The sequence below is a fragment of the Roseibium sp. RKSG952 genome, assembly GCF_009711355.1.
This window is the reverse complement of the sequence record NZ_SMMF01000721.1, coordinates 1-5,614: the sequence shown is the minus strand read 5'-3', so window position 1 is coordinate 5,614 and position 5,614 is coordinate 1. Positions and strand designations below refer to the sequence as shown.

At 44.7% G+C, this 5,614-nt stretch carries 2 protein-coding genes; one reads left to right on the top strand and one right to left on the bottom strand.

The features are described from left to right. Window positions 1-143 precede the first annotated feature (143 nt). Window positions 144-5,438: an autotransporter outer membrane beta-barrel domain-containing protein gene (locus E1297_RS04725; protein ID WP_155134562.1), complete on the top strand. Its 5,295-nt coding sequence runs from the start codon at window positions 144-146 to the stop codon at window positions 5,436-5,438. Here the strand turns inward: E1297_RS04725 and E1297_RS49725 are convergent. Beyond that, a partial coding sequence (locus tag E1297_RS49725; protein ID WP_209015645.1) for a hypothetical protein occupies window positions 5,435-5,614 on the bottom strand: 180 nt, incomplete at its 5' end. The two genes, E1297_RS04725 and E1297_RS49725, sit on opposite strands and share 4 nt — an antisense overlap.

The following is a 5,614-nucleotide window of genomic DNA, read 5'->3' as shown; positions in this document are numbered from 1 at the left end:
TGAATGGTCCGATTTATCGGGGGCAGGTCAAAATTACCAATTTGTCGTTGCCTGAAAATTTAGTAGAATTCTGATGTCATTTTTGAGGACCATTTAATTTGGATACCATAATTCTGAGGATAGAACTTGGAGGATAGCGATAAATGATCGAGCGATATCCTAAAATGCTAGCATTTCTGTCTATCGCTGCAGCATTTTTTTATAGTGGTAGCTCTTTAAGAGCAAGCTGTATTGTTTCTGATTCAGTCGCTAAATGTTTTGGTGTAATAGAAAAACCTATCTCTTATACTGATGGATTGGTATCCGAAATAATTATTGCAGATCAGAAAAACACACTCACGGGGTCTGTAACTGTCGAACTGTCCGATATTTCAATTCTATCAAACGTCAACTCTAATGCATTAACTATAAAATATCATGCAACAGATTTTGGTATTGATGCATCAGAAGCAGCGATTACGGTAAATTCGAGCGTAGGTGATAATATTTTATTGAATACTAATAATGACAACAAAGATGGTGGTACAGCGGGAGGTATATTAACTACATTTGAAAGAACAATAATAAATTCGTCTGGTGCAGGAATAATTATTAAAAATAAAGGTGGATTGGGCGCTTCCGGAAGTGCAGGAAGTGTGGATGGCGGTGATGGCGGTGATGCAGAAGTAATTAGGTTAAATTACTCTGATGAAACTAATTTAAATATTTTCGGTGGTATCGGTATCCAAATTATTCAAGAAGGAGGAGGTGCTGGAGATGGTCTAAACGCTGGTTCTGGGGGGAATGGTGGTAGTGGCGGAGACGGGGTGGGCATTTCAATCAGGAATACCAAAACTGGAGGTACGAAAGGCACATTGTCGATATCTTCACAACAAAATTCTGACTATCCCGTTAATGTTGTAAGCTTGGGGGGAGATGGAGGTATTGGAGGCGACGGGGGTCTTTCAATCGGGGATACTAACGGAAACGGTGGCCAGGGGGGGGAAGCAGGCGACATTTACTTAGAACTAAATTCTTTGTCGATCAAAACCATCGCTGAAAAAACACCTGGGATACAGACGGTAAGTCAGGGCGGAAAGGGAGGTGTAAGCGGCGGGGCGTTTGTTTACTCGATCAACGGTTCGAATCGGGGAACTCCGGGCCGTGAAGAGCATATGGCAGCCGCTGAATCTGGAAGTTATGGCAATGTAACTATCGGAGGTCATGGTAATTCTGGTGGTGACATATCAACGCATGTGCAAGGGGAGATAATTGTCAACGGCGAAAACTCGCAAGCAATATACTCTGTTACGAGAGGAGGAGATGGGGGATTAGCTGGTGGCTCGCTTGTGGGAACAGTGCCACCAACCTCCGGCACGGGCTATACTGTTGGTGGGAATGGGGGAAATGGCGGGAATAGCGGGGCTATTGCAGTTAAAAATTTCGCTTCCTTATCGGTGAGTGGGACCGAATCTGATGGGTTGTATGCATATTCCAAAGCTGGTGATGGTGCGCTCGGCGGAGGTTCCGTTACCCTTATTTTTGATGACCTCAATATTGCAGGCAACAATTTTGTTACTTTAGATAGTTCTTTCGAAGTGGGCGGATACGGAGGAGTTGGTGGTTCTGCTGAATCTATCGAAGTCGAAAATTATGCTAAAACTTCAACATCTGGGTATAATGCGACGGGAATTTCTGCCAAATCCTCTGGTGGTATTGGAGGAAACGGTGGCGGCAGTGCAACTATAGAATTCAACGCTTCAGTTAGCAACGATGCCGCCGTTTCAGCGTTAACTGGACCAATTGAAATTGGAGGTAACGGAGGAGATGGAGAACAAGCCGGTCATATCTATGTTAAAAATAGTGACATCGTAATAGCAAATGGATCATCAGCTACCGGTGTAGATCTTCAATCAACCGGTGGAAACGGCGCCCTTGGGGGGGGGGCTATGACAGTAGATATCGACATGAGCGGATCTGCGGACAGAAAATTTTCTACTCTCGTCGATAACACTATCGTCGGTGGTAAGGGAAGCCAAGGAGGACATGCAGCTACCATCCGTTTTACAAACTTTTCAGAGATCTCCGTTTCTGGGGACGAAGCTTCGGGGCTTAAAGCGGTGTCTGCCGGTGGGCGTGGAGATTTAGGTGGGGGCGCAGCTTCTATTGATATCGATCTAACTGGGTTTGCTAACGGACAAATATCTATACTAACTGATGAAGTATTAATTGGCGGTGACGGTGGAAGTGGAGGGTCGGGTTCAGAAGTATACTTGGTTAATTCCGGCGTTCTTAGCGCAAGTGGAGTCGACGCTTTTGCAATTAACGCAATTTCGGAAGGTGGCCGAGGGTCGCTCGGTGGTGGAGCGTTGTCACTTGAAGTCAAAATGACCGATACACCAAATAAAAGTAGCCGTATTTTATCAGGTAACACTTTTGTAGGAGGTAGCGGTGGTTCTGGCGCCGGTGCAAGTGAAGTAACAGTTTTCAATCACGGAACAATTTTAGTGGAGGGTACTGGAGCGATAGCTGGATTTGTTGAATCCACAGGAGGATCAGGAGCGGCTGGTGGAGGATCAGCTTCTCTGTTTGTTGATGTTGATCAGTTAAGGAACTTCGAAAACGGCAGTTCGAATATAATAGGGAACGGAAAATTTGGTGGAGATGGAGGAAATGGAGGAGATGGCGCGACAGTATTATTTTCAAATCTTGGTTCGATAAGAGCCAAAGGTGATTCAGTCTATGGAATACTTGCCCGCTCAACCGGTGCTGCTGGCGCATCTGGTAGCGGCGATCTTACTTTCAGTGATGCCTCCACTCAACCCTTCCAGTTTGTGATCGGAGGGGCTGGCGGACAAGGTGGGGCTGGTGGCGAAGTATTTATATATAACACTGGGGACATTTCTGTGGAAGGGCAGCAAGCACGAGGGCTGTTTGCCGATTCGATAGGCATGTCTGGTGGCCCTGGATCTGCCAGTTTGAACGTAGTCACAACTTCGTCTAATGAGCCCAAGTTTTCGGTGATTGGAGCAGGTGGCGTAGGTGGCGACAGTGCAAGTGTATCAATTACTTCTAGTGGTACGATCACTTCCATCGGAGACCAGGCTGTCGCTATTTATTCAGCAACTGTGGGTGGCGTAGGTGGAGAAGCAGCTGGTAGTGCTTCTATCGAAGAATATTACGATAACGCCAATATCAGTGTTCAGGCTGGTAACGGAGGTGATGCTGGCAATGTATCAATTGAAATTACTGGTGATATTAGTGTTAGTGGCGAAAACGCATCTGCAGTCTACGTAAAATCTGTAGGTGGTGATGGCGGGATTGCATCAAGTACTATAAATAGTACTGGAATAAACACTAGTTATTACGCAGTGGGGACATTTAGTGGCGACGGTGGGAATGGAGGGGACATACTAGTTAGTTTAAGCAGCGCAGTAAGTGTTGCGGGTGAGGGAGCAGTAGGAATTCAGGTCAACTCTGACGGCGGTATCGGCGGGATTTGCGGTCTAGGTGAAAATGATAATAATTGCATCAATGGTTTAAATGGCAAAGGAGGCAATTCAAATATAAGAATAGCCGATTTCTTATCAGTTAGTGGACAAGATTCGCATGCAATAATGTCTAATTTTGGTGGTTCTGTGGCACACGGTTCCACCGAAGTTATTGTTGAGAAGGGCGGAGCTATTTTACATTCTAACGATGGTGGGAATACGATACATCTCGGTGGTGACGATGAAAATTTTGTATATATAAATGGTATAGTAAAAAAAAATGAGTTTAATAAATTAAATAATTATGTAATTTATGGTGAGAACGCAAAAAATAGTATAATTATTGGGACTGAAGGATTGCTTTCCGGTTCTATTCTATTTGATGGAAGTTCCGGAAATCAAATTAAAAATCTGGGGATTTTGGAACTGGGTTTAGTTGTGGATCTTGGGGTGAATACGAATACCCGCATATTAAACGCTGGAACCATGTCTGTCGGTCCTGCCGGAGCAATAAATACATCAAAAATAGTCACGAACCTGCTAGAACAACCTCACAGCGAACAGGGTAACTGGGCTTTGGATATTGAATTTGGAACATCGCCAGATGACACACGATCCGATTTCATATCGTTGGTTGGTAGCGCGAATATAAATGGAGTACTTGATGCACGAGTGGTTGGTGACAATTTAGTAACAACTGGAGATAGTGGAACGATTACGATCATGTCTGCCTCAAATACAATAGAAGCGGCAATGGATATTAATGACGCGGCGGCGATCGAATATATTTTGGAAGTTGTTGATGGAACTGAATTGGATTTAAGCTATGCGATCAATCTGGAACGCGGTGTCGAAGACGGAATAGCAAACGACTATGCTCGCGGTCTTGATCGTCAGATACATTATGTGCGTGAAAATTTTATGCCCGGGTCACCTGAATGGGTGGCTCAGTCTGAATTCACGACCTTTATGTTAAATTTGGATTCTTCACAAAATCTGGAAAAAGTTTACCGCCAAAATGCCCCTGACGAGGCCGGTCTGGCAATTCAGACATCACGTTCGGCCGCTTTCAACTTTCATGATTTACTTCACAGCTGTCAAAACATTAGCTCAACTTCAATCGCCACCTACATAGGAGAAAAAAACTGCCATTGGTTTTCCTACGCAGCTTACAATTCTCACCAAGCTTCTACATCGGACAATCCTGGTTTTGACGAGTCTCGGTTGAGCGTCTTCGGCGGCAATCAACGAACGGTCGGCGATAGGATGTTCGTTGGAATTGCAGGAGGTGTTGATATGTATAAAACCAATGGTGAGAATTACAATCAAGACGGCTATCGGATTCAAATAGGAAGTTCCCTAAAAAGAGAGCTAAATATGGGAACTATTTCAGGCACTTTGGCCAGTGGTATTTTCGGATATAACTATAATCGCACCTATATGAATTCTGGTGGCTTCCAAACCGCCAGAAGCAACCCATCCGGCGGTTTTGTCGGTGGCGAATTGCGGCTGTCTTCATTTTTCAAAGGCCATTCGCTATATGCGAAGCCGTCGCTAGCTGGGTCAGCAATTCAAGTCTGGCAAAACGCCTTTACCGAAACAGATGCCGACGATTTCGGGTGGGATGTTGACGACATATCCGAACAATACTTTGCTTTTCGACCTGCAATGGAAATTGGCCGGATTTTTAAGCTAAAAGACAACCCGACTCTATTTTTTTTGCAGGCAGGCATGACGGCCATTGTAAACAACCCTAATGTTCGAATTTCTGGGAAGTATACCAGCTTTGGTGAAGCTAGTCCGGAATTTTATTACGATATGGGGACTGATCGATACTACGGACAGTTGAAAGCCGGACTGGATATTGACGTCAAGAATGCTGGCCAATTGTCTATTTCCAGTAGCGCAATAGTATCTGAAAATACTTCATCGGCCGGTGGAAACATACGTTTTACATATAAATTTTAGTCATTGCTAAATTGTTCGTCCGTTTGTTTTTGAGTACACGGCATGGGATGAAGATCCCGAATTCTTTTGCCCGCCTGAAAGGGTTTCGTTTTCCCCGTGAAGTGATCGCCTACGTGGTTTGGGTGTTGTTGCACAATTTGGTTGATATGACCTGCCCCCACAATCTCGGACCATTC

What these genes read in the sequence shown, in the direction of transcription:
- E1297_RS04725 (WP_155134562.1), top strand. Translation starts at nt 144, where the DNA reads ATGATCGAGCGATATCCTAAAATGCTAGCATTTCTGTCTATCGCTGCA.